At 71.5% G+C, this 24589-nt stretch carries 18 protein-coding genes; 5 read left to right on the forward strand and 13 right to left on the reverse strand.

The window, feature by feature from the left end; all coding sequences use genetic code 11:
• Positions 1–4: 4 nt before the first annotated feature.
• The gene (locus ABEA87_RS13910) at positions 5–1315 is read right to left on the reverse strand and encodes a phenylacetate--CoA ligase family protein (protein ID WP_345629516.1); all 1311 of its coding nucleotides are present in this window, start codon (positions 1313–1315) and stop codon (positions 5–7) included.
• Positions 1316–1390: 75 nt separating this feature from the next.
• Positions 1391–3829, reverse strand: coding sequence for an aminopeptidase N (gene pepN / locus ABEA87_RS13915; RefSeq protein ID WP_345629518.1), 2439 nt, complete (start codon positions 3827–3829; stop codon positions 1391–1393).
• 211 nt (positions 3830–4040) lie between these two features.
• Between pepN and ABEA87_RS13920 the strand changes: the two genes are divergently transcribed.
• From ABEA87_RS13920 to ABEA87_RS13940, 5 genes are all read left to right on the forward strand, one after another.
• The gene (locus ABEA87_RS13920) at positions 4041–6242 is read left to right on the forward strand and encodes a serine/threonine-protein kinase (RefSeq protein ID WP_345629519.1); all 2202 of its coding nucleotides are present in this window, start codon (positions 4041–4043) and stop codon (positions 6240–6242) included.
• Between the two features lie 45 nt (positions 6243–6287).
• Positions 6288–6944, forward strand: a complete 657-nt coding sequence (locus ABEA87_RS13925) for a JAB domain-containing protein (protein WP_345629521.1) — start codon at positions 6288–6290, stop codon at positions 6942–6944.
• A gap of 164 nt (positions 6945–7108) precedes the next feature.
• On the forward strand, positions 7109–8089 hold the full coding sequence (gene trpS, locus ABEA87_RS13930; RefSeq protein WP_345629523.1) for a tryptophan--tRNA ligase: 981 nt from the start codon (positions 7109–7111) through the stop codon (positions 8087–8089).
• Positions 8090–8172: 83 nt separating this feature from the next.
• Complete coding sequence (locus ABEA87_RS13935; RefSeq protein WP_345629524.1) at positions 8173–8724, forward strand: PadR family transcriptional regulator; 552 nt, start codon at positions 8173–8175, stop codon at positions 8722–8724.
• Positions 8721–10364 carry a DHA2 family efflux MFS transporter permease subunit gene (locus tag ABEA87_RS13940; RefSeq protein WP_345629526.1) on the forward strand — a complete coding sequence of 548 codons (1644 nt, stop codon included), beginning with the start codon at positions 8721–8723 and terminating at the stop codon, positions 10362–10364. Before ABEA87_RS13935 ends, ABEA87_RS13940 begins: the two co-directional genes overlap by 4 nt.
• A 60-nt stretch (positions 10365–10424) precedes the next feature.
• Here ABEA87_RS13940 and ABEA87_RS13945 read toward each other — a convergent pair whose 3' ends face one another.
• The 11 genes from ABEA87_RS13945 to ndk all read right to left on the reverse strand — a co-directional run bounded on the left by ABEA87_RS13945 (position 10425) and on the right by ndk (position 24326).
• Positions 10425–10874: a GNAT family N-acetyltransferase gene (locus tag ABEA87_RS13945; RefSeq protein ID WP_345629528.1), complete on the reverse strand. Its 450-nt coding sequence runs from the start codon at positions 10872–10874 to the stop codon at positions 10425–10427.
• A gap of 72 nt (positions 10875–10946) precedes the next feature.
• Entirely contained in the window at positions 10947–12383 is a 1437-nt protein-coding gene (gene obgE, locus ABEA87_RS13950) for a GTPase ObgE (RefSeq protein WP_345629530.1), read from the reverse strand.
• 221 nt (positions 12384–12604) lie between these two features.
• Positions 12605–12862, reverse strand: a complete 258-nt coding sequence (gene rpmA / locus ABEA87_RS13955) for a 50S ribosomal protein L27 (protein WP_345629531.1) — start codon at positions 12860–12862, stop codon at positions 12605–12607.
• A 9-nt stretch (positions 12863–12871) separates the two neighbouring features.
• Positions 12872–13186 carry a 50S ribosomal protein L21 gene (gene rplU / locus ABEA87_RS13960; RefSeq protein WP_345629532.1) on the reverse strand — a complete coding sequence of 105 codons (315 nt, stop codon included), beginning with the start codon at positions 13184–13186 and terminating at the stop codon, positions 12872–12874.
• Positions 13187–13431: 245 nt separating this feature from the next.
• On the reverse strand, positions 13432–13962 hold the full coding sequence (locus ABEA87_RS13965) for a hypothetical protein (protein WP_345629534.1): 531 nt from the start codon (positions 13960–13962) through the stop codon (positions 13432–13434).
• A gap of 75 nt (positions 13963–14037) precedes the next feature.
• Positions 14038–16839, reverse strand: coding sequence for an Rne/Rng family ribonuclease (locus ABEA87_RS13970; RefSeq protein WP_345629536.1), 2802 nt, complete (start codon positions 16837–16839; stop codon positions 14038–14040).
• A 116-nt stretch (positions 16840–16955) separates the two neighbouring features.
• Positions 16956–17729: a TIGR03936 family radical SAM-associated protein gene (locus tag ABEA87_RS13975; RefSeq protein ID WP_345629538.1), complete on the reverse strand. Its 774-nt coding sequence runs from the start codon at positions 17727–17729 to the stop codon at positions 16956–16958.
• Positions 17726–19717 (reverse strand): TIGR03960 family B12-binding radical SAM protein, encoded by a 1992-nt coding sequence (locus ABEA87_RS13980; protein ID WP_345629540.1) that lies wholly within the window; start codon positions 19715–19717, stop codon positions 17726–17728. The genes ABEA87_RS13975 and ABEA87_RS13980 overlap by 4 nt, the downstream gene beginning before the upstream one ends.
• A gap of 86 nt (positions 19718–19803) precedes the next feature.
• Complete coding sequence (locus ABEA87_RS13985) at positions 19804–20505, reverse strand: lysophospholipid acyltransferase family protein (RefSeq protein ID WP_345629609.1); 702 nt, start codon at positions 20503–20505, stop codon at positions 19804–19806.
• A 93-nt stretch (positions 20506–20598) separates the two neighbouring features.
• Positions 20599–23751 carry an isoleucine--tRNA ligase gene (gene ileS, locus ABEA87_RS13990; protein WP_345629543.1) on the reverse strand — a complete coding sequence of 1051 codons (3153 nt, stop codon included), beginning with the start codon at positions 23749–23751 and terminating at the stop codon, positions 20599–20601.
• A gap of 161 nt (positions 23752–23912) precedes the next feature.
• Complete coding sequence (gene ndk, locus ABEA87_RS13995; protein ID WP_345629544.1) at positions 23913–24326, reverse strand: nucleoside-diphosphate kinase; 414 nt, start codon at positions 24324–24326, stop codon at positions 23913–23915.
• Between the last annotated feature and the right edge of the window lie 263 nt (positions 24327–24589).

Raw genomic sequence — 24589 nt, forward strand, 5'->3', positions numbered from 1 at the left:
ACCGTCACTCCAGGCCGGGCAGCGGCGCCGGGCCGGCCTGCCACCGGATCACCCGGCGCGCCTTGCCGACCTCGGTACGCGGCAGGGCACCCGGCTCGACGATCCGGACGTCGCAGCCGAGACCGAGCCGGCGGGCCAGCGAGTCGCGCAGCCGGGCCCCGACCTCCAGGCCGTCGATGTCGGCCGACGACGGCTCGGCGCACACGAGCAGCCGGAGCAGCGCCCCGCGGGCGTCGACCACTATCGCGTACTGCGGCCCGATCGCCGCGTCGGCGAGCACCACCGCCTCCACCTCGCTCGGGTACACGTTGATCCCGCGGACCACCAGCATGTCGTCGGAGCGGCCGACCACCTTGCTCATCTTCACCGTGGTCCGGCCGTCCGGCGACGGCTTGCGCGACAGCCGCGCCAGGTCACCGGTCCGGTACCGCAGCAGCGGGAACGCCTCCTTGGTGAGCGTGGTGAAGGTCAGCTCCCCCAGCTCACCGTCCGGTACCGGCCGGCCGGACAGCGGATCGAGCGCCTCGACGAAGAAGTGGTCCTCCTGTACGTGCAGCCAGCCGCCGGAGTCCAGGCTCTCGCAGGCCACACCCGGCCCGATCACCTCGGACAGCCCGTAGATGTCCAGCGCCCGGATGCCCAGCAGCAGCTCGATCTGCTCGCGCATGGCGTCGGTCCACGGCTCCGCACCGTGCACCCCGACGCGCAGTCCCAGGCCGGTCGGGTCGATCCCCTCGGCGCGGGCCGCCTCGGCGAGGTAGATGGCGTACGACGGGGTGCAGGTCAGCACGTCCGGGTGCACGTCCTGGATCAGCCGCAGCTGCCGGGCGGTGTTGCCGCTGGACATCGGGATCACCGTGGCACCCAGCGCGCGGGCGCCGTGGTGCACGCCGAGGCCGCCGGTGAACAGCCCGTACCCGTACGCGTTGTGGATGATCGAGCCCCGGGTCGCGCCGGCGGCGGCCAGGCCGCGCGCCATCACGTGGGCCCACAGGTCGAGGTCGTTCGAGGTGTACGGGACCAGGGTCGGCCGGCCGCTGGTGCCCGAGGATCCGTGCACCGCGGCGCAGTCCTCCAGCGGCACGGCGAGCATGCCGAACGGGTAGGCCTGCCACAGGTCCGGCTTGCTCAGCGTGGGCAGGCCGGGCAGGTCATCGAGGGTCAGCCGGTCGCCGCGCTCGACGCCCGCCGCGCGCAGCGTCGCGGCCTGCGGGCCCCGGGCCGCCAGCAACCGGTCGACCAACGCGCGTAGTCGCCGGGTCTGTAGCGCGCCGCGTTCGTCCACCGACATGGTCTCGGCCAGATCGAAGATCACGAAGCACCTCCTCGGCCGCGATCCGTTGCCCCAGAATCGCGACTGTCGATCTACTCCTGCCCGGCTGACGCCGCCTTACCGACCCGGCTCGCGAGCCGCCAGCGAGCGGACCAGCTCGTCGGTGGCGTCGACCACCGCCCGCCGCAGCGTCGGGGTCAGGTCGTCGCGGGCGAGCAGCCGTCGCATAGTGTCCAGTGTGGCCGGTGCCACAACATACCGGGGGTACGCCGAACCGGCTAGCTTGCTGACCACCTGGGGGCTGCGCCGGGTCGCCATTTCGGGCATCTGGCCGGCGTAGCGGTCGACGTAGGGCTCGGCCAGCGACTCCTGACCGGGCTGCCAGATCCCGTCCGCGATGGCGAACAGCATCCGCTGGGACAGCTGCTCGTCGCGGACTATCGCCTGCCAGGCCGCGGCCTTCGCCGCCGGGTCCGGGCGGGCCGCCCGGCAGCGGGCCGCCTGCTCCGCGCCGGTGCCGCTGCGGTCGCGGTCGTACTCCGCGTCGATCTGCGCCGGCCCCAGCTCGCCGAGCGCGGCCAGCCGGTACAGCAGCAGCCAGCGCAGCTCCGGATCGACCCGCACCCCGAAGTCGGTGCGTTCCTCGGCCAGCCAGCCGCGCAGCTGCTCGGCCGCCGAGGCGTCCCCAGGCGGCGCGAACCGGGCCGCGCCCCGTGCGAAGGACAGCCGGCGCTCGGGCTCGCCGGCCAGCAGGGACAGGCACACGTCGCGCATGCCGGCCAGCGCCTCGACGCGCCGCCCCTCCGGCAGGTACCGGGTGGCCGCGGTCCACGCGTTGTCGAGCACGTCGTCGATGACCGGTACCCGCGTCTCGGTGGGCAGCCCGGCGGCGGCCAACTCCAGGTAGAACCCGGCCGGCAGCACGGCGTCGCGAACCGCTTCCCACGCCGCGTGCCACAGCAGGGCCCGGGTCAGCGAGTCGGTGATCCTGGGCAGCAGCCCGAGCAGCGGCCGCCAGTCGGCGAGCCGGACCTTGACGAAGCTCAGGTCGCCGTCGTTGGGCAGCACCAGCTCCGCCGGCGCCAGCTCGATCGGGGTACGCCGGGCGTCGAGGTCCACCTCGACCCGCTCCAGCAGCGAGCCGGACGCGTCGTAGCGCCCGATGCCGAGCCGGTGCGGCCGGGGCGGGTCGCCGTCCTGGACTATCACGCCGCCGTCCAGGCTGACCGTGTTGACCCCGGTGGTCTGCAGCCAGAGCCGCGCCCAGCCGGACAGGTCCCGGTCACCGGCCCGACCCAGCGCGTCGAGCAGGTCGGCGAGCGTGGCGTTGCCGTGGCGGTGGCGCGCGAAGTAGTCGCGCAGGCCGGCCAGGAACACCTCGTCGCCCAGCCACGCCACGAGCTGGCGCAGCACCGAGGCGCCCTTGGCGTAGCAGATTCCGTCGAACATCAGCGGGGCCGACTCGACGTCCGGCACGTCGCCGACCACGGGGTGGGTCGACGGGCGCTGGTCCGTCGCGTACCCCCAGGCCTTGCGCCCACTGGCGAAGCTCGCCCACGCCTCGCGGTACCGGGTCGCCTCGGCGGCCACCCGGTGGCCCATGTACTCGGCGAACGACTCGTTGAGCCACACGTCGTCCCACCAGCGCAGGGTGACCAGGTCACCGAACCACATGTGCGCCATCTCGTGCGCGATCACGACCGCCCGGGACTCAAGCTCGGTCTCGGTGGCGGCGGAGCGGAAGATGAACTCGTCGCGGAACGTCACCACGCCCGGGTTCTCCATGGCGCCCATCGTGAACTCCGGAACGAACACCTGGTCGTACTTGCCGAACGGGTACCGGATGCCGAAGTGCTCGTGGTACCAGTCCAGGCAGGAACGGGTGATCTCGAAGATCTCGGGCGCGTCCCGCTCCAGGTACTCGGCGAGGCTGCGCCGCGCGTACAGGCTCATCGGGATGCCGTCGTGCTCGGCGCCACGCACCTCGTGGTACGGCCCGGCGGCCAGCCCGACGAGGTAGGTGGACATCGGGGCGGTCGGCGCGAACTGCCACCGGCCCGGTTCGCGCGCGCGCAGGGCACCGTTGGCCACAACAGTCCACTGTGGATCCACCGTGACGTTCAGGGTCAGCGATGCCTTGAGGTCGGGCTGATCGAAGCAGGCGAACACGGTGCACGCGTCGTCGAGGAACATCCACGCGTAGATGTACAGTTCGCCGTCGGCCGGGTCGATGAACCGGTGCAGCCCGGTGCCGGTCTTCGTGTACGCCATCGTCGCCTCGACCACCAACTCGTTGTCGGCGGCCAGGTCGGGCAGCGGCAGCCGGCCGTCGGCGAGCCCGGCCACGTCCAGCGGCACGCCGTTGAGGGTGGCGGAGCGCAGCGTCCGCGGCTTGACGTCGAGAAAGCTGGGGCCGGGCGACTGCGCGGAGAACCGAATCCTGGAGATCGAGCCGAAGACCTCGTCGCCAAGGGTCAGGTCGAGATCCACGTCATATGAGTCGACGCGCAGCATCCGCGCTCGCTGCGACGCTTCGATCCTGGTCAAGCTCGGCATGCCGACCATACTGCCACCGATCTTGGTATGCGCGACCCCGTCCGCAACCCGCCGATGACCGACCGGTACCCGACGCGAGCACCGCGACCGCGCACCGTGCGGATAGATCGGGTGTCCGACAAGGCAGGAAAGCCGACACGTTGTCGCGATCTACCGAGCCGGGGCCGTCGTTACCATGCAGGAGACCGCCCCGGCATTAGCGGAAGTAGCCATGAAGCCACTTGGCGTCGCCGACCCCACGACCATCTCGTCGTACCGGCTGCTCGGTGTGTTGGGCAGCGGCGGGATGGGGCGGGTCTACCTGGCCCAGTCCGCCACCGGGCGCCGGCTGGCCATCAAGGTGATCCGCCATGAGCTGGCCGACAACCCGGTGTTCCGGCGCAGGTTCGCGCGCGAGGTCGCCGCGGTCCGCGCGGTCAGTCCGCTGTTCACCGCCGCCGTGGTGGACGCCGATCCCGACGCCGAGTCGCCCTGGCTGGCCACCACCTACATCGACGGACCGAGCCTGGAGCAGTGGGTCGCCGAGCACGGTCCGCTCGCGCCCGAGGCGGTGCTCACCCTGGCCGCCGGGCTCGCCGAGGCGCTCGGCTCGATCCACGGCGCCGGACTGGTGCATCGCGACCTCAAACCGGGCAACGTGCTGCTCGACGACGCCGGCCCGCACATCATCGACTTCGGCATCGCGCAGACCCCGGACTCCACCCGGCTGACCACGAGCCTGGTCGGCACCCCGGCCTACATGGCGCCGGAGCGCCTGCGCGGCGCGGAGGCCGCCGCGCCCGCCGACGTCTTCTCGCTAGGCGCCACCCTGGCGTTCGCCGCCACCGGCCGGCGGCTGGCCGACGGCGACAGCGTCTACGAGCAGGTCCTCAAGATGACCGCCGGGCGCTTCGACCTCTCCACGATCCCGCAGCCGGTGCGGCGGGTCGTCACCCGGTGCGTCAGCCGCCGGGCCCGGGAGCGGCCCACCGCCGCCGAGCTGACCCAACTGCTGTCCTCGACACCGGAGGTCCGCCCGGCCAGACCCGGCTGGTACCGCCACGCCGGGGCGCCGGCCGTGTCGCTGGCCCCGGAGCCGACGACGCTCCGGCTGCCCCGCCGCCAGGTGATCGCCCTGGGCAGCGCATTTGGCGTGGCGGCCGTCGTCGGCGGGGGGGCCGCGCTCGTCCACGGGCTCCTCGGCCGGACGCCGCCGGCCTCCGCCGGCGCGCTGCGGCCCGGCTCCGTGTTGTGGCAGGCGGCCTCCGGCGCCACCACGGTGACCGGTGAGCCGGGCTCCTCGGCGCCGAGCGAACGGATAGCGGTGGATCCGTCCGGCTGGACGGTCACCTCGGTAGGCGCGCGGGTGATCGCGATGGAGGCGGGCGGCCACCAGCGGTGGACCAGGACGCTGACCGGGGGGCCGTTCGACGTCCGGCTGTGGGGCGACGCGGTACTGGTCAGCGACGCGCGCCGAGTCTGGCTGCTGGACGGCGCCACCGGTGCGCAGCGGTCCTACGCCGACGTGGCCGGCGCCGAGGCCGCCGTACGGGGAGTCGACCCGAACCGGGTCGCGCTCCGGCAGGTGGCGCTGCTGCCCGACCGCGCCTTCCTGGATCTGAGCGGCACCACCGTCGCGCTCGACCGGGCCCTGCGCCGGCTGTGGCGCGCACCGTCCGGGTCGCCGGAGCGATCGGGGCAGCCCTCGACGGCGGCGCTGGCCGCCTCGGCGCCCCTGCTGGCCGCGGCGGACCGGTCCGGTTCGACGGTCCGGGCCGCCGTCTACGACGCGGGCACCGGCGGCCGGCGATGGTCACTGTCCTACGAACTGCCGGCGATGCAGTACCAGCAGATGCCGCCGCCACCGCCACCGGGAGACGGACCGCCGCTCGGCCCGCCGCCCGGGTTCGCGCCCGGTGGGCCACCGCCCAGCGGCCCGCCACCGCCGCCCGACGCCGCGTGGCAGCGCGGCGAGGTGAGGCTCGGCGGGAGCCTGGTGGCGCTGCGCAACGCCGGTTCGATCCAGGTCCGCCGCACCGGCGACGGCGGCCTCGCCTGGCAGTACACGTCGCCCATGCCGGTGGCCGGCATCGAGGTCTGCGGCGACCTGCTGCTGGTGGCCGCCGACGTGCTGACCGCGTACGCGCTGCCCACCGGCAGGCCGGTCTGGCACAGTGAGCTGCGCGGGGCACGGCTGGCCGCCCTGCCGGACGGACGCACCGTGGTGGCGGCGACCGGGCACGACATCTCGGCGTTCGACCCCAGCGGCGCGGTGCTGTGGCGCGCGGACCTGCCGGCCGTGGTGGATGACGCGCTACCGGATCGGCTGACCGTCCAGGGCCAGGTCGGGTACCTCACCCTGCAGCCGAGCGTGCCGCACGGCGCGCCGCTTCCGGTCGATGTGCTCGCCGTGCGGCTGAACGGCTCCCGGTAGCGTTCGATCGCCGTCGCTGTCGTACCCCGTCGATAGCGTGTGCGCATGCTCATCGCCGACCTCCCCCGCACCGAACGACCCCGCGAGCGCCTCTCCGCGCTCGGTCCCACCGCGCTGGCCGACCGCGAACTGCTGTCCATGCTGCTGGGCACCGGCGGACCCGGCACCGGAGCGCATGCCCTCGCCGAGCGGCTGCTGGCGACCTTCGGCTCCATTCCGGCGTTGGCCCGAGCCCACCCGACCGACCTGACCGCGCTGCCCGGCATCGGATGGGCGAAGGCCGCCACCCTGGTCTCCGCCTTCGAGCTGGCCCGCCGGGCCGGCTGCGTCGAGGCTCGACGCCAGGTGACCAGCACCCTCGACCTGGTGGACCTGGCCGCGCCGCTGCTGCGCGGGCGCACCCGGGAGCGCCTCGTCGTGGTCATCTGCGACACCGCCAACCGGGTGCTGCACTGCGAAGTGGTCAGCGAGGGTTCGGCCGAGCGCTCGCTGGTGCCGGTCCGCGAGGTGATCGTCTCGGTGCTGCGCCGCGATGGTCAGGCGTTCGCTCTGGCACACAACCACCCGGCTGGCGATCCCACACCGAGCCCGGCCGACCGCGAGGCGACCGACCGGATCGAGCAGGCCGCCGGCGCGGTGGGGCTGCGCTTTCTCGACCACGTGGTGCTCACCGACGCGGGCTGGGCACGGGTCTGCGATTGATCTCGGCTACGCTGGCCACATGCGGACAACGCCGAACCTCGGCTGGTGGGCGCCCTGACGGGCGGCCACCATCTCCGCGTACCCATGCCACACGCGGCCGCCCACTTCGGGCGGCCGCTGTTGTTTGCCCGAAGTGGTGGCCCTCCCAGTCAGGAGCCACCCACATGTCCCGTCAGATCACCGGCCTCAAGCCGACCGGCCACCTCCAACTCGGCAACTACCTGGGTGCGATCGCGCCCGCCGTGCGGGCCCAGCACCAGACCGACCTGTTGGTCTTCGTCGCCGATCTGCACGCGCTGACCGTCGACCACGACCCCGGGCAACTCTCCGGCCTGACCCGGGAGGTAGCCACACTGCTATTGGCGGCCGGCCTCGACCCGGCGCACTGCACGCTGTTCGTCCAGTCGCAGGTGCCCGAGCACGTTCAACTGCACTACCTGCTGGAGTGCGCGGCCACGTACGGCGAGGCGCACCGCATGATCCAGTTCAAGGAGAAGGCGAAGGCCCAGCAGCAGGTCCGGCTGTCGCTGCTCAGCTACCCGGTCCTGATGGCCTCGGACATCCTGCTGCACGACATCGACGAGGTGCCGGTCGGCGACGACCAGTCGCAGCACCTTGAGCTGACCAGGGACGTGGCCACCCGGTTCAACGCGAAATATGGGCATACCTTCGTGGTTCCCAAGATGGTCCATCAGGTATTCGCCGCACGGTTGATGGATCTGTCGGACCCCAGCGCGAAGATGGGGAAGACGGGGTCGTCCGGCGCTGGCGTGCTGTTCCTGCTCGATCCACCGGAGGCGTTGCGACGGAAGGTTATGCGTGCGACCACGGATGCCGGCCGCGAGGTGAGCTACGACCGAGCGGCTCGGCCCGGCGTGGCCAACCTGCTGGACCTCCTCGCCAGCCTCACCGATGGCTCGCCGCAGGCGCTGGCCGACCAGTTCTCGTCGTACGCGGAGTTGAAGGGTGCGGTCGCCGACGCGGTGATCGAGACCGTGCGGCCGATCCAGCGGCGCTATGCCGAGCTGACCGCCGATCCGGCGCAGGTCGACGCCGTGCTTCGCGAGGGTGCGAGCCGCGCCCGCGACCGGGCTTCGGCGACGGTGCGCCGAACCACGGAGGCCCTGGGCCTGCTCACGAGTTGAGGGTCGCGACCCCGGGTCATATACTCCGCGTGGAGTATATGATGAGGTCTAAGCCACACCGGACATTAACCCCACTCGCACTGGTGGCCCTGCGGCTCCTGCGCGAGCGCCCCATGCACCCCTATGAGATCCACCAGGTCATCCGGGATCGTGCGATCGACTATGCGATCAAGGTGCGGGCCGGGTCGCTCTACCACACCTTCGAGCGTCTCCACCGGCTCGGCTTCGTCGAGCCGGTGGAGACCGGTCGCGAGGGGCGCCGGCCCGAACGGACGATCTACGCCATCACCGAGGCTGGTCGGGACGAGTACCTCGACAACCTGCGTGACCTGGTGCGCTACCCCGAGGAGGAGTATCCGGTCTTCGCCGCCGCCGCGGAGATGATCCGCACTCTGGACCGCGATGAGGCCGAGCGGCTGCTGGAGCACCGCACCACCGCGCTGGAGGCGCGGCTGGCCGCCGACGAACAGGTGATCACCAGCCTGACCAAGCGGGGCCTGTCCAGGATGGCCATGCTCGACGTCGAGCTCCGCCAATCGACGCGCCGAGCCGAGCTGGCCTGGGTACGGCAACTGATCAGCGATATCCGGTCCGGCGCGCTGCCCTGGACCGACGAGACTGAGGAGTTGACATGACCGCACCGGCCGAGGTCGAGCGCCGGTACAACCCCTGGCTGGTGCTGATCGCACTGTGCCTGGGATTCTTCATGATCCTGCTGGACACCACGATCGTGAACGTCGCCATCCCCGCCCTGGCGACCGGGCTCAACGCCCAACTGTCCGACCTGCTGTGGATCCTCAACGCCTACATCCTGGTGTACGCCGTCCTGCTGATCACGGCCGGGCGCATCGGCGACCTGTACGGGCCCAAGCTGCTGTTCATGTCCGGCCTAGTGATCTTCACGGCGGCATCGGCGGCGTGCGGGTTCGCCCACAGCCCCACCCAGCTCATCGTCTTCCGGGTAATCCAGGGCCTCGGCGGTGCCCTGCTCACCCCACAGACCCTCTCCGTGATAACGATGATCTTTCCGCCCGAAAGGCGCGGCGCCGCCTTCGGCGTCTGGGGCTCGGTGGCCGGCGTGGCCACGGTCGCCGGACCCGTACTGGGCGGCTGGCTGGTGACCGATTACGGGTGGCGCTGGATCTTCTACGTCAACGTTCCGATCGGCATCATCGCCCTGGTGATGGCCGGCATCGTGATGCCCAACCTCAAGCTCAACCGCCGGCACCGGCTCGACGTCTCGGGCGTGCTGCTGTCCACGGCCGCGCTGTTCCTCATCGTGTACGGGCTGATCGAGGGCCAGTCGCACGACTGGGGCAAGGTCTGGGGGCCCATCACGATCGTGGAAATCGTCGCCGTCGGAGTGGTCATGCTCGCGGCCTTCATTTACCTGCAGTGGGCGGAGCGCCACGGCGAGCCGCTGGTGCCGTTCTCCATCTTCAAGGACCGCAACTTCTCCATCATGAACGGCGTGGTGTCCGCGATCAGCTTCGGCATGCTCGGGCTGTTCCTGCCGCTGACCATCTTCCTGCAGTCGGTGCTCGGCCTGACCGCCCTGCAGGCCGGTCTCACCACCGCGCCGATGTCGGTGATCTCGATGTTCATCGCGCCGCTGGCCGGCCGGTACGCCGACAAGATCGGCGGCAAGTGGATCCTGTCGCTGGGGGTGGCGCTCTTCGCCGGTGGCATGGCCATCCTGCTCTCCTCGTCGCAGCTGGGCGTGTCCCGGTGGCACCTGCTGCCCGGCCTGATCGTGGCCGGCTTCGGGCTGGGCATGACCTTCGCGCCGCTACAGACCATCGCCATGCGCAACATCGAACCGCGGATGGCCGGCGCGGCGTCCGGGCTCATCAACACCACCCGCCAGCTGGGCGGCGTGGTCGGTTCGGCGGCGGTCGGCGCGCTGCTGCAGGCCCAGCTGTCCAGCAAGCTGGGCACCGCCGCCACCGAGAACGCCGGCAAGCTGCCGGCGCAGTACCGCGAGTCGTTCATCAACGGCTTCAAGGACGCGGCCGGCAGCCTGGACGTCGGCGCGGGTCAGAACGCGATCAAACTGCCGGCCGGGGTACCCGCCAGCGCCGCTCACGCGCTCGACGCGATCGGCAAGACCGTGTTCGACACCGGTTTCACCAACGCGATGCGGGTCACGCTGTGGCTGCCGATCATCGTGATGGGGGTGGCCGCGGTATCGGTGACGCTGGTCAGGCACCGGCGCGCCGCCGGCCCCGGCGCCAGCCCCGAGCCGGTCGAAGATCCGGTGCCCGCCTCGCACTAGGCAGGCACCAGGCCGGCTCTGACCGACCTCGCCCCGCCGGCGATCCGCCGGCGGGGCGGGTCAGGCCAGGGCGGCGACCAGCGACTTCTCGAAGCAGACGCTCTGCGGGTTGCCGGCGTACTCACCGTAGGCGGGGATCGCCGCGAACCCCGCGGCACGGTAGAGGCCGATCGCCCGGTTCATCATGCGACCCGCCTCCAGCCGCAGGGTGTGGTAGCCCCGCTCGAAGGCGCGCTCCTCCAGCGCAGCCAGGATGAGCTTGGACAGCCCCTGGCCGCGGTACGCCGGGCGGACATACACCCGCCGCACCTCACCGATACCGGCAGTGATCGGCTGCAGCGCGCCGCAGCCGACCGGATGGCCATCGATCAGCCCGAGCATGAACTCGATGTCCGCGCGCAACCGGTACTCGACGTGCCCGGCCCCCTGGAGCACGGCAACCTCGGCCTGCTGCTCAAGGATCAACTGGCGGGCAATCGGATCGGTGGATTCGCGTGGTTCGATCAGCACCGGTCCATGCTAGCGAGCGCCCGTTTCACCCCGGTTGCCGGTCGGGGGCGAAGACTTGCACAGTTCGAGTCGTCAAGCACTCTCGGTATCGGCGGCGACCTCGTCGGCCGGGCGCTGCCGCCGGGCCTTGCGGGCGGCCAGCCGCTGCGAAGCGGACGGTCGGCTGATCGGCTCCTCCAGCCGGTAGTCGGTGCCCCGCACGCCGGGGACGAACTCCTGCTTCGCGAAGTGCGTGGGCCGCCAGTCGAACTCGCGAGTACCGATGCGCACCCCGCAGCCCGGCTCCGCACCGGCCTTGGCGAGCGCGTCCTCGACACCCAGCCGGGCCAGCCGATCGGCGAGGAAGCCGATCGCCTCGTCGTTGTCGAAGTTGGTCTGGCGCACCCAGCGCTCGGGCTTGGGCCCGCGCACCACGTACACGTCGTCCTCGAGCTCGATGGTGAACCCGTCGTCGTCGACGGCCGACGGCCGGATCACGATCCGGGTCGGCTCCGGCGCCGCCGCCGCGGCCCGGCGCTCGCGCACGATCTCGCCCAGCGCGTACGTCAGCTCGGGCAGTCCCTCGTGGGTCACAGCGCTGATCTCGAACGTGCGCAGTCCCCGCGCGTCCAGGTCGGGCCGGACGATCTCGGCGAGGTCCCGCCCGTCCGGTACGTCGATCTTGTTGAGCACCACCAGCCGGGGCCGGTCGGCCAGCCCGCCGTACGCCTCCAGCTCGTGCTCGATCGCGTCGATGTCGGCCACCGGATCGCGCCCGGGCTCCAGCGTCGCGGCGTCCACCACGTGCACGAGCACGGCGCAGCGCTCGATGTGGCGCAGGAACTCCAGCCCGAGCCCCTTGCCGGAGGCGGCGCCCGGGATCAGACCGGGTACGTCGGCGATGGTGAACGTCTCGTCGCCCGCCGCCACGACCCCCAGGTTGGGTACCAGCGTGGTGAACGGGTAGTCAGCGATCTTCGGTCGGGCCGCGGACAGCACGGAAATCAGCGAGGACTTGCCGGCGCTCGGGAAGCCGACCAGACCCACGTCCGCCACGCTCTTGAGCTCCAGCACCACCTCAAGCCGGTCGCCGGGCTCCCCCAGCTCGGCGAAGCCGGGCGCCTTGCGCCGGGTGTTGGCCAGCGCCGCGTTGCCCCGGCCGCCCCGGCCGCCCCGCGCGGCGGGGAAGCTGGTGCCCACGCCGACCAGGTCAGCCAGCACGTTCCCGGCGGTGTCCTGCACCACAGTGCCGTCGGGTACCCGCAGGATCAGGTCGGCACCGTTGGCGCCGTGCCGGTCGCCGCCCTGGCCACCCTTGCCGTTCTGCGCCTTGGCGTGCGGCCGGAAGTGGAAGTCCAGCAGGGTGTGCACGCCGGGATCGACGACCAGGGTGACGTCCCCGCCGTGCCCGCCGTTACCGCCGTCCGGACCGCCGAACGGCTTGAATTTCTCGCGCAGGATCGACACACAGCCGTGACCACCGTCGCCAGCCTGCACCTGCAGCACTACGCGATCGACGAATGAGGCCATCGCTACGCTCCCATCCCTGCTTCTATGAGGGAAACACCCGCCACCGGCGGTGGCTTCCCACTTCGCTCTTCTCGCGGAGCCTCACGCGGGCCGCCGAGAACACCGACCCGCCAAACCCAGCGACCCGCCAAAACCACCGACCCACCAAAAACCACCGACCCACCAAAAACCATCGAGGGCGGGCCGGGACTGACGTCCCAGCCCGCCCTCAGGCGGTTGTCTCAGCTCTCGACTGGAACGATGTTGACGACCTTGCGACCACGCTTGTGGCCGAACTGCACGTTGCCGTATGCCAGCGCGAACAGGGTGTCGTCGCTGCCCCGGCCGACCAGCTCGCCCGGGTGGAACTTGGTGCCGCGCTGGCGGACCAGGATCTCACCGGCGTTGACCAGCTGGCCACCGAACCGCTTGACGCCCAGCCGCTGCGCGTTCGAGTCGCGGCCGTTGCGGGAGCTGGATGCGCCCTTTTTGTGAGCCATTGTTGACGCCTACTTCCCGGTCGAGATGCCGGTCACCTTGACCTGGGTCAGCGGCTGGCGGTGACCCTGGCGCTTGTGGTAGCCGGTCTTGTTCTTGAACTTGTGGATCCGGATCTTCGGACCCTTCGTGTGCGCGACGACCTCACCGGTCACCGCGACGTCGGCGAGCTTGGTCGCATCGGTCACCAGGTCGCTGCCGTCAACGAGCAGCACGGCCGTGAGCGACACGTTGTCGCCGGGGGCGCCCGTCAGCTTCTCGACCTCGATCACGTCGCCCTCGGCGACCTTGTACTGCTTGCCGCCGGTCTTGACGATCGCGTACATCGGACGCGGACTCCTGTCGTAGCTGCGGGCGGATGGATCATGTTGGCGCGGTAGCCGGCTCGATGAGCCGGGTGAACACGCGACATCATTGCGCACGGAGGTGCGCCGCAGGAAAGCGTACGTCATGATGCCCTGGCGCCCCAAACCGGGGGCCGGCTCCGCCACCAGGCCAGCTACGCCACCAGGCCGGCTCCATGACCAGGCCGGCCTCGCCACCCCTGGCGGCCGGGCTACGGGTCGGCGGGCTACGGGTCGGCGGGATCCTGGACGCAGACCGCGGCCAGCGGGTAGGCGGTCGACGTGATCCGGTTGAGTACCAGATTCAGGTCGTCGGCCGTCTTCACCGCGGTCAGCAGGTCCGGATCCGCGGCGGTGTGGTCGAGGTTGTCCGCCGTACTGACGCCCGCGGCCCGCAGGGCCGGATCGAGGGCGGGCGCGGCGATCGTGCGCACCCTGCCGGACAGGGCGCCCAGCTCGCTCATGGCCGATCTCTTCGCCGCGTCCGCGCCCGCCCGGTTGCCGCCGGCCAGGTGCCCGACCATCGTGCCCAGGTCAGCACCGAACGCGGTGGCGCCCTGGGCGACCGCCTGGTTGATCGCGACGCACACCGTCCGGGTGTCGGCGGCGGTCGGATCGGGCGCCGGCGGGCCGCTCGACGCCGGGCCACCCGGTTGGGACGGCCGGACGGTGGCGCCGTCACGGCTACCGCTGCCGCACCCCGCGACCAGTGCGAGCGCGGCGCCGGCGGCGGCGCCGGCGGTCAGCCAGCGTCCCAACGCGTCACCTCCCGCGTGCCCACGACCAGGTCGGAGTCTACGCAGGAGGTGCCGCGCGAGGGCGGAAACGCCGGTCTAGGAGGCGGAACGGGCACGGCGGCGGGTACCGCCCCGGCGGCCGCGCCGTCGACCCTCCGCGTGCTGCTCGTCCTCGTCGTGGGCCGCCTCGAGCTCGTCCGGGCTCTCCGCCTGGTCCGAGGTCGCGGCCAGGGCCGGCTCCGCGTCCGGGTCCCAGGTGGTGGCGACCAACTCCTCCTCCTCGGCCACCGGCTCTGCCGGCGCGGCGGCCTCGGCGGCGGCGGCCGCCTTGCTGCGGGCCCGCCGGCGGCTCGATCCACCGGTAACCTCCGAGGCCGCGGCGACGGCCGCGGTGGCCTTGGCGGCCGGCTTCTTCTCCGATACCGGGTCGGTGTGCACGATCAGGCCGCGGCCCTTGCAGTGCTCGCAGGTCTCGCTGAACGCCTCCAGCAGGCCCAGCCCGATCCGCTTGCGGGTCATCTGCACCAGGCCCAGCGAGGTGATCTCGGTGACCTGGTGCTTGGTGCGGTCCCGGCCGAGGCACTCGGTCAGCCGGCGCAGCACCAGCTCACGGTTGGACTCCAGCACCATGTCGATGAAGTCGATGACGACGATCCCGCCCAGGTCGCGCAGGCGCAGCTGGCGGACGATCTCCTCGGCGGCCTCGAGGTTGTTGCGGGTGACCGTCTCCTCGAGGTTCCCGCCCGTGCCGGTGTACTTGCCGGTGTTCACGTCGATGACCGTCATGGCCTCGGTACGGTCGATCACCAGGGTTCCGCCCGAGGGCAGGAACACCTTGCGGTCCAGGCCCTTGAGGATCTGCTCGTCGATGCGCCGCTCGGCGAACACGTCGGACACCCCGGTGTACCGGTGCAGCCGGCCGAGCAGGTCCGGGGAGACGTGCTTGAGGTACATCTCCACCAGGTCGTAGGCCTCGCCGCCCTGGACGACGAGTTCCCGGAAGTCCTCGTTGAACAGGTCCCGGACGACCCGGATGACCAGGTCCGGCTCCTCGTAGAGCAGCACCGGCGCGCCGCCCTCGGCGGCCTTGGCCTGAATGTCCTCCCACTGCGCCTGCAGCCGGATCACGTCGCGGGACAACTCGTCCTCGGAGGCACCCTCGGCGGCGGTGCGCACGATCACGCCCGCGCCCTCCGGTACCAGCGACTTGAGCACGTCGCGCAGCCGCTTGCGCTCGTTGTCCGGCAGCTTACGGCTGATTCCCGACGCGTTGCCGTGCGGCACGTAGACCAGGTGCCGCCCGGACAGGGCGATGTGGCTGGTCAGACGGGCGCCCTTGTGGCCGATCGGGTCCTTGGTCACCTGCACCAGCACCGAGTCGCCGGACTTGAGCGCGTGCTCGATCGAGCGCGCCCGACCCTCCAGGCCGGTGGTGTCCCAGTTGACCTCGCCGGCGTACAGGACCGCGTTGCGGCCCCGGCCGATGTCGATGAACGCCGCCTCCATGCTGGGCAGCACGTTCTGCACCTTGCCGAGGTACACGTTGCCGACCATGGAGCCCGCGCTGGCCCGGGTGACGTAGTGCTCGACGAGGATGCCGTCCTCCAGCACCGCGACCTGGGTCCGGTCGCCCTTCTCGCGCACCACCATGGCGCGGTCGACCGACTCGCGACGGGCCAGGAACTCCGACTCGGACAGCACGGGCGGGCGGGTGCGCCGCTGCTCCCGGCCGTCCCGCCGGCGCTGGCGCTTGGCCTCCAGCCGGGTCGAGCCGCTGACACCCTGGACCTCGTCCCGCGGAGCGCGCGGCTGGCGGACCTTGACGACGGTGACCACACCGTCCTCGTTGGTCGACTCGCCGTCGCCGGTGCCTCCCCGGCGCCGGCGCCGCCGGCGGCGGGTGACCGGCTCGCCGGCCTCCGCCTCCTCGGACTCGGTCTCCTCCTCGGCGGCCTCGGCCTCCTCGGCGGCCTCCTCCTCGGACTCGGCCTCGTCGTCCTCGCCGTGCCCGCGGCCACGGCCACGGCCGCGACGGCCGCGGCGGCGACGGTGCCGGCCACCGCCCTCTTCGTCCTCTTCCCCGCCGGCCTCGGCGGGTTCGGCCTCGTCCGGCTCGGGCTCGGGCTCCGCGATCTCGGCGGCGACCTCGGCCGGCGCCTCGGCGATACGGCGGCCCCGCCGCCGCCTGCCGGCCCGGCCAGCCTCGGTCTCCTCCTCGGCGGCCTCCACGGCCTCCGTGGCTGCCGCGGCCGCCGCGGGCTCGGCCGGCTCCGGGGCGGCCTCGGGCGCCATGAACAGCACGGTGGCCGCCGCGCGGCGGCGGCGACCCGTGGTGGGCGCCGGCTCCGGCTCGGCCTCGGGGGCCTCGGCGGTCTCGGGGGGCGGTGCGGCCTCGCTGGTTGGCGCGGCCTCGCCGCCGGAGGTCCCCTCGGCGGCCTGCTTCGCCCTGGAACGCCGCGACCTGGAGGTCGCGGCCTTGGCCGGCTTGGTGCCCGCCTGTTCGGCCGGCTCCTCGATCGGGGTGGGGCCGCCCTCGCCGGCGGCGTCGCCGGTCCCGGACGGTGCCTCGGCCTCGGCCACCGGCTCGGCGGGCGCGGCCTTGGCCCGCCGGCGGCGGGTCGTCGCGGCGGGGGCTTCTGGCGCCTCTTGCACGGGTTCGACGGCTTCGTCGGTTTCGGCTGCTTTGCGGCGGGTACGGGTGTGGCGGGCGGGCGCCTCGGCGGCCGGCTCCGCGGCTGCTCCGGACGGCTCGCCAGCGGTACCGGCGGTCGTCGCCTCGGCCGCCTCGGCGGCGGCGCTTCGCCGACGCGTGGTGCGGGCGCGGCGGGTGGGTGCTGTGGTGGCCTCAGCCGGCTGCTCGCCGGTCGTGTCGCCACCCATAGGCTCGTCTTCGAGCATCCGGACGTTCTCCAGTTCTGGCCTCCCCGGGCGCGTAGGACGCTGCCACGCAGGGACGCCTCAGTGTTTCCCGGCACCCACGCCGGAGCGCGCGCACCGAAGTCTGCCAACCTCGCCTAAGCCGGCGAAGCGCCGCTGGCCGCCCCGTCCCGATCCGCCAGCAGCGGATCGACCAGTTCACCCTGCGCGGTCAGCGATCCCTGCGCCAGCCGGATCGCCCTCGGCGGGACCGGCAGCTCCAGATCGGCCACGACACGCAGGCCGGACAGGACGTCATCGGGTCGAACGGTAGGAGTGACCTGCCGTACAACAAGGTCGAGTATGGCACATGTTCCGGCGTCACCCACGCTGGGCGGCGCGGCGACCGTTATCCGGGTCACCGCGACCCGCGCGTCGAAGGTCCGATTGCCCTGTTTGGTCAGCCGCGTCACCAGCACCTCGTCGGCCGCCTCGAACGCCGCCACGGCCCGGTCCAGCGCCTCCGGCGCCACCCCGGGCAGCTCGATCCGCCAGTGCGAGGCGTCTATGCGGTCCGCCAGGCTGCCGCCGCGCGCCTCGACCGCGTCCAGCACGTCCAGCCCCGGCGAGAGGGCCGCATCCAGGGCCTTGACCAGGTCCTGAGGGTCGACCGGAGCGCGCAGGCCGATCTCCAGGTACTCCGCCTCGCTGGCCGTACCGGTCGGCGCCGCGCTCGCGTACGAGATCCGCGGGTGCGGGGTGAAGCCCTGCGAATAGGCGATCGGCACGCCGGCCCGCTGCACCCCCCGCTCGAAGGCCCGGGCGAAGTCACGGTGCGAGGTGAACCGCAGCGGGCCGCGCTTGGCGTACCGGATCCGGATTCGCTGGACCACCGGGGCCTGGTTGGACTCCGGCTGGCGCTTCGGCGTCATTGAGCGTCCACGGGGACGCGCAGGCCGGTACCGGACACCGGAGTCAGCGGGAGCATGGTGCGTCCGCTGGGGCCAATCTGGATCTCGGTGTCCATGCTGGGACACACGCCGCAATCGAAGCAGGAGGTCCACCGGCAGTCGTCCTGCTCATATTCGGACAGCGCGTCCTGCCAGTCCTTCCAGAGCCAGTCCTTGTCCAGCCCGGAGTCCAGGTGGTCCCAGGGCAGGACCTCCAGCTCCTCCCGCTCCCGGGTGGTGTACCAGTCGAGATCCACCCCGAAGCCGGGCAGCACCTCGGTGGCCGCCTCGATCCACCGTTGGTACGAGAAGTGCTCGGACCAGCCGTCGAACCGCGCGCCCAACTCCCAGACCCGGCGGATCACCGCGCCCACCCGGCGGTCGCCGCGCGCCAGCAGCCCCTCGATCAGCGAGGGCTCGCCGTCGTGGTACCGGTACCCGATCGCCCGCCCGAGCGAGCGGTCCGAGTTGATCGCCTGCTTGAGCAGCTTGAGCCGGTGGTCGATGACCTCGGGCCGGCTCATCGGCGCCCACTGGAACGGCGTGTGCGGCTTGGGCACGAACCCGCCGATCGACACCGTGCAGCGGATGTCCTTCGATCCGGTGGCGGCCCGGCCGGCCTTGATCACCTCGTGCGCGAGGCGGGCGATCTGCACCACGTCCTCGTCGGTCTCGGTGGGCAGGCCGCACATGAAGTACAGCTTCACCTGGCGCCAGCCGTGCGAGTAGGCGGTCACCACCGTGCGGATCAGGTCCTCTTCGGAGACCATCTTGTTGATCACGCGGCGGATCCGCTCCGAGCCACCCTCGGGTGCGAAGGTCAGGCCGGTGCGCCGGCCGCCCCGGGACAGTTCCTCGGCAAGGGTGATGTTGAACGCGTCCACCCGGGTACTGGGCAGCGACAGCGACACGTTGCTGCCCTCGTACGCCTGGGCCAGGCCCGAGCAGATGTCCCCGATCTCGGAGTGGTCCGCCGAGGACAGCGACAGCAGGCCGACCTCCCGGAATCCGGAGAACTCCAGCCCCTCGGCGACCATCTGGCCGACCGTGGTGATCGACCGCTCCCGGACCGGCCGGGTGATCATGCCCGCCTGGCAGAACCGGCAGCCCCGGGTGCAGCCCCGGAAGATCTCCACCGCGTACCGCTCGTGCACGGTCTCGGCGAGCGGCACCAGCGGCTTCTTCGGGTACGGCCAGGCGTCCAGGTCCATCGTCGTGCGCTTGTGCACCCGGAACGGCACATCCGGCCGGTTCGGCACCACGCGCTGGATGCGCCCGTCGGGCAGGTAGTCCACGTCGTAGAAGCGCGGCACATATACCGACTCGGTACGCGCCAGGCGCAGCAGCAACTCGTCGCGGCCGCCGGGCGCGCCCTCGGCCTTCCACCGCCGGACGATGTCGGTGATCTCCAGGACCGCCTCCTCGCCGTCGCCGAGCACCGCGGCGTCGATGAACTCGGCGATCGGCTCGGGGTTGAAGGCGGCGTGCCCCCCGGCCACGACGACCGGGTCGTCCTCGCCCCGGTCCCGGGCGGACAGCGCGACGCCGGCCAGGTCGAGCGCGGTGAGCAGGTTCGTGTAGCCGAGTTCGGTGGAGAACGAGACGCCGAGCAGGTCGAAGGCCCGCACCGGCCGGTGCGCGTCCACCGTGAACTGGCCGACGCCGTGCTCGCGCATCAGCTTCTCGAGGTCGGGCCAGACCGCGTAGGTGCGCTCGGCGAGCACGTCGGACTGCTCGTTGAGCACCTCGTAGAGGATCTGGACGCCCTGGTTCGGCAGGCCCACCTCGTACGCGTCCGGGTACATCAACGCCCAGCGCACCGCGGCCGTGCCCCAGTCCTTCACGCTCGCGCCCAGTTCGCCGCCCACATACTGGATGGGCTTGCTCACCAGGGGCAGCAGCCGCTCCAGCTGGGGCCAGACGCTCGGGGCCGGCTGCGGGCTCGTACCGGCATCAGACGCCACACTCATAACGGTCAGGGTACGCGGCGGGCCGGTCGCCGACCGCCGCGCATTCCGATCATGGAGCGCCGGGAGGTCCGCCGACCCCGTCCCGCTCAGCCGTTCGGGTCGGCCGCCGGGCCCACGGACTTGTCCCGGCTGGCGTACCGGTCCACGTAGTCCTGGCCGGACAGGCGCCGGATATGCGCCATGATGTCGTCGGTGATCTCTCGCAGCAGCTTCGGGTTTCGCGGCCCGTCCGCGTGCGCCGAGTAGTCCAACGGCGCACCCATTCGGATCCCGATGGCGTGGCCGAGGCGCGGCAGCCGGGCGCCGATCGGCTGAACCTTGTCGGTGTTGATCATGGCCACCGGGATCACCGGTACCCGAGCCTCGAGCACGATCCGGGCGATCCCGGTGTGGCCGCGGTGCAGCTTGCCGTCCGGCGACCGGGTGCCCTCCGGGTAGATGCCGAACAGGTTGCCCTCGCGCAGCACGGTCAGCGCGATGTCCAGCGCCGACAGCGCCGCCCGGCCGTTGCCCCGCTCGACCGGGATCTGCCGGATCCCGCGCATGAACGCGGCGGTGGCCCGCCCGCGCAGCCCGTCCCCGGTGAAGTACTCCGCCTTGGCCAGGAACGCGATCTCCCGGGGTGCCACCAGGGGCAGGAAGATCGAGTCGGCGACCGAGAGGTGATTGCTGGCCAGTACCGCCGGCCCCTCGGCGGGAAGGTGGGACAAACCGTCGGTCCAGGGCCGCCACAGGCCCCGCACGACCGGCCCTACCGTGTACCGCCCCAGCTTGTAGAGCGCCGACACACCCGCCTCCGGTCCCGCGAACAAGGGGGTTCACGGTAGCCGATCCTGGCCACCAAACGGCAATCTCCGGGGCCGATGGAGAGGTGAAACACGTCAGGCACGCGCGACCGACACCCGCACCGGCTCGCCGTCGCCCGCCTCGCCGGCGAAGGCGTCATCGCCGGCCGCGGCGAGCTCCAGCGACACCGCGAGGGTCTCCCTGGCCACGAAATCCCGGTGCCGGTCGACCGCGAGGGCGACCTCCGGGCCCGCCTCGATCCTCGCCCGGATCCGATCCGTGACGTCCAGACCCGCCTCCCGCCGGGCCTGCTGCACCGCCCGGACCACGTCGCGGGCCAGCCCCTCGGTGTACAGCTCGGGGGTGACCTCCGGGTCCAGCACCACCACGCCCTCGCCGCCGGACAGCGCAGCCGAGCGGTCCGCGTCGCGGGCGACCAGCCTCAGCTCGTACTCCCCCTCCTGGAGGGTGACGCCTCCGGCGATGACACCGGCGTCGGAGACGGCCCAGTCGCCGGCCTTGACCGCCCGGATCACGTGCTGCACCTGTCCGCCGAGGCGCGGGCCGAGGACCCGGGGCACCACGGTGAGCACCCGCTCGCTGTAGCCGGCCAGGTCTTCGGTGAACGTCACCGCCTTCACGTTGACCTCGTCCAGCAGCAGGTCGACGAACCGCCGCAGGGTCCCCGCGTCCGGCGCGGCCACGGTCAGCGACGCCAGCGGCAGCCGTACCCGCAACCCTCGCGCCTTGCGCAGCGACAACGCGGCCGAGGCCACCTCGCGCACTCTGTCCATTGCGGACACGAGCTCATGGTCGTCGGGAAGCTCGGCCGGGTTCGGCCAGTCGGTCAGGTGCACCGACCGGTCACCGGTCAGCCCGCGCCAGATCTCCTCGGCGGTCAGGGGCAGCAGCGGGGCGACCACCCGGCACAGCGTCTCCAGCACGGTGAACAGGGTGTCCAGCGCGTCCCGGTCGCCGGCCCAGAACCGGTCACGCGATCGGCGCACATACCAGTTGGTTAGTGCGTCCACATAGGACCGTATCGAGCGGCACGCCGCGCTGATGTCCTGCGCGTCCAGGTGTGCCCCGACCGCGCGAACCAGTTCCCCCGTCTTGGCCAGCAGGTACCGGTCGAGCGGGTGCGAGGAATCCACCCGGCGCGTCGCCTCGGACCCCTCCGCGTTGGCGTACAAGGAAAAGAAGTACCAGACGTTCCACAGTGGAAGCAGCACCTGACGTACCGCGTCCCGGATCACGGTCTCGGTCACCGGCATGTCGCCGCCGCGCAGCACCGGCGACGACATCAGCATCCAGCGCATCGCGTCGGCGCCGTAGGTGTCGAACACCTCGTACACGTCCGGGTAGTTGCGCAGGCTCTTGGACATCTTCCGGCCGTCGGCGCCCAGCAGGGTGCCGTGTACCAGAGCGTGGCGGAACGCCGGACGGTCGAACAGCGCGGTCGCCAGCACGTGCGTGGTGTAGAACCACCCGCGCACCTGCGGGACGTACTCCACGATGAAGTCGCCCGGGTAGTGGTTCTCGAACCATTCCCGGTTCTCGAACGGGTAGTGCACCTGCGCGAACGGCATCGACCCGGACTCGAACCAGCAGTCCAGCACCTCTGGCACGCGCCGCATCACAGACCCGCCGGTGGGGTCGTCGGGGTTGGGTCGGGTCAGCGCGTCGATCGCCGGACGGTGCAGGTCCGCCACCGCGACACCGAAGTCGCTCTCCAACTCCGCGATCGAGCCGTACACGTCGACCCTCGGGTAGTTCGGGTCGTCGGACTTCCACACCGGGATCGGTGAGCCCCAGAACCGGTTACGGCTGATCGACCAGTCCCGCGCGTTGGACAACCACTTGCCGAACGAGCCCTCCTTGAGGTGCCCCGGAGTCCACTCGATGCGCTGGTTCAGCTCGACCAGCCGGTCCCTGAACCCGCTGACCGCGACGAACCAGGACGACACCGCCTTGTACACCAACGGGGTGTCACATCGCCAGCAGTGCGGGTACGAGTGCACATAGGAGTCCTGGCGCACCAGCACACCCCGCTCGCGGAGTTCGCGCAGCAGCGGCCGGTTCGCCTCGAATACCTGCAACCCCTCGAACCGGGGCGCGATCGATGTGAACCGGGTGTGGTCGTCGACGGTCAGGATCGTCGGAATCCCGGCCGCCGTGCAGACGTTGAAGTCGTCCTCACCGTGGGACGGCGCGACCTGTACGATGCCGGTACCGTCCTGTGTGGACACAAAGTCACCGGACAGCACGGTGAACGCGGCCGGCACGTCGACCAGGCGGTCGACCAGGAAGTCGAACAGTGGCGTGTAGCCGCGGCCGACCAACTCGCTGCCCCTGACCGTACCCACCCGCAGCGCTCCGGCGAACTCCTTCTGGTACGCCGACAGCCGCGAGGAGGCCAGCACATACCGGTGCCCCTCGTACTCCAGCACGGCGTAGTCGATGTCCGGCCCGACCACCAGCGCGACGTTGGGCACCAGGGTCCACGGCATGGTGGTCCAGGCCAGGATCCGCACCGGACCGTCCGCCGGGCCGGCCCGCGCCCCGTCCGCCGGCCGCCGGGCCTCCAGCTCGAACCAGACCGTCGAGGCCGGATCGGTCCGGTCCCGGTACACATCGTCCATCCGGGTCTCGGTGTTGGACAGCGGAGTCTCGCATCGCCAGCAGTACGCGAGCACCCGGAAGCCCTCGTAGATCAGACCCTTGTCGTACAGGCTCTTGAAGGCCCACGCGACGCTCTCCATGTAGTCCCGGTCGAGCGTCTTGTAGTCGTTGGCGAAGTCGACCCAGCGGGCCTGCCGGCTGACGTAGCGTTCCCACTCCCGGGTATAGCGCAGCACCGAGGTGCGGCACACCTCGTTGAACCGGTCCACGCCCAGGTTCACGATTTCGGCCTTGGTGGTGATGCCGAGTTGCTTCTCCGCCTCGACCTCGGCGGGCAGGCCATGGCAGTCCCAGCCGAACCGGCGCTCCACCCGGCGCCCGCGCATCGTCTGGTAGCGCGGCACCACGTCCTTGACGTAACCGGTCAGCAGGTGGCCGTAGTGCGGCAGACCGTTGGCGAACGGCGGCCCGTCGTAGAAGACGTACTCGCTGCCGGCCGGCCGCGACCGCACCGAGGCCTCGAAGGTCTTGTCAGCGGCCCAGAATTCAAGAACGCCGCGCTCCAGCGCCGGCAGGTCGGGGCCGGCCGGAACCCCGGCCCGTGAAGAATTCTTCGGATAGCTCATGCCGGACCCTCGCTCCGCTGCGGTCGGCATGAGGCACACCCGCACTGCTGCTCACCGGTTGCTCACCAATGAGCGCCGGATCGACGCCGATATGACCCAGAATACCCGATCCGGTGGTCCCGAATCGTCGACGTTTTCGCAGCTGACCCGGCGAGTGCGGGTCAGTCAGCCAGCTCCGGGAACCACAGCCCGATCTCGCGCTTCGCGCTGTCCGTCGAGTCGGAGGCGTGCACCAGGTTCTCGCGGTTGGACAGCGAGAAGTCGCCCCGGATGGTGCCGGCCGCCGCGGCCCGACCGTCGGTCGCGCCGACCAGCTTGCGTACCACGTCGATGGCCTCGTCGCCGGAGAGCACGGCGGCGATCAGCGGGCCGCCGGTCATGAAGTCCTTCAGCGGCGGGTAGAACGGCTTGTCCACGTGCTCGGCGTAGTGTTGATCGGCCAGTTCGCTGTCCATGGTGCGCCGCACCATCGCCTCGATCACCAGGCCCTTGCGCTCGAACCGGCCGATAACCTCACCGACCAGCCCACGGCGCACCGCGTCCGGCTTGATCAATACCAGCGTCCGCTCGGACACGTTGACCTCCTTCGCCCAAGGATCAGCCTATCCGGCGCCATGAACCGGGACGCCGGAGGTCCCGAAGTGACCGCACGGTGATCGGCATAAATCGGACGGTGACCGGTGTCCCCACGGGCTCGCTCGAAGCCGGAGGGCGCCCCGACCGGCGGCCCGAGCGGCCGAGGCGACAGTCGGTACCCAGACTGTCCCCGATTGGGCCTTTCGCGGTTGGCCAAAGCCGCTTAGCCTGGCGAATTAGCCTGGCAATAACCGGGGAGGTT

Origin of the sequence: Rugosimonospora acidiphila (genome assembly GCF_039543385.1) — a bacterium.
GTDB lineage: Bacteria > Actinomycetota > Actinomycetes > Mycobacteriales > Micromonosporaceae > Rugosimonospora > Rugosimonospora acidiphila.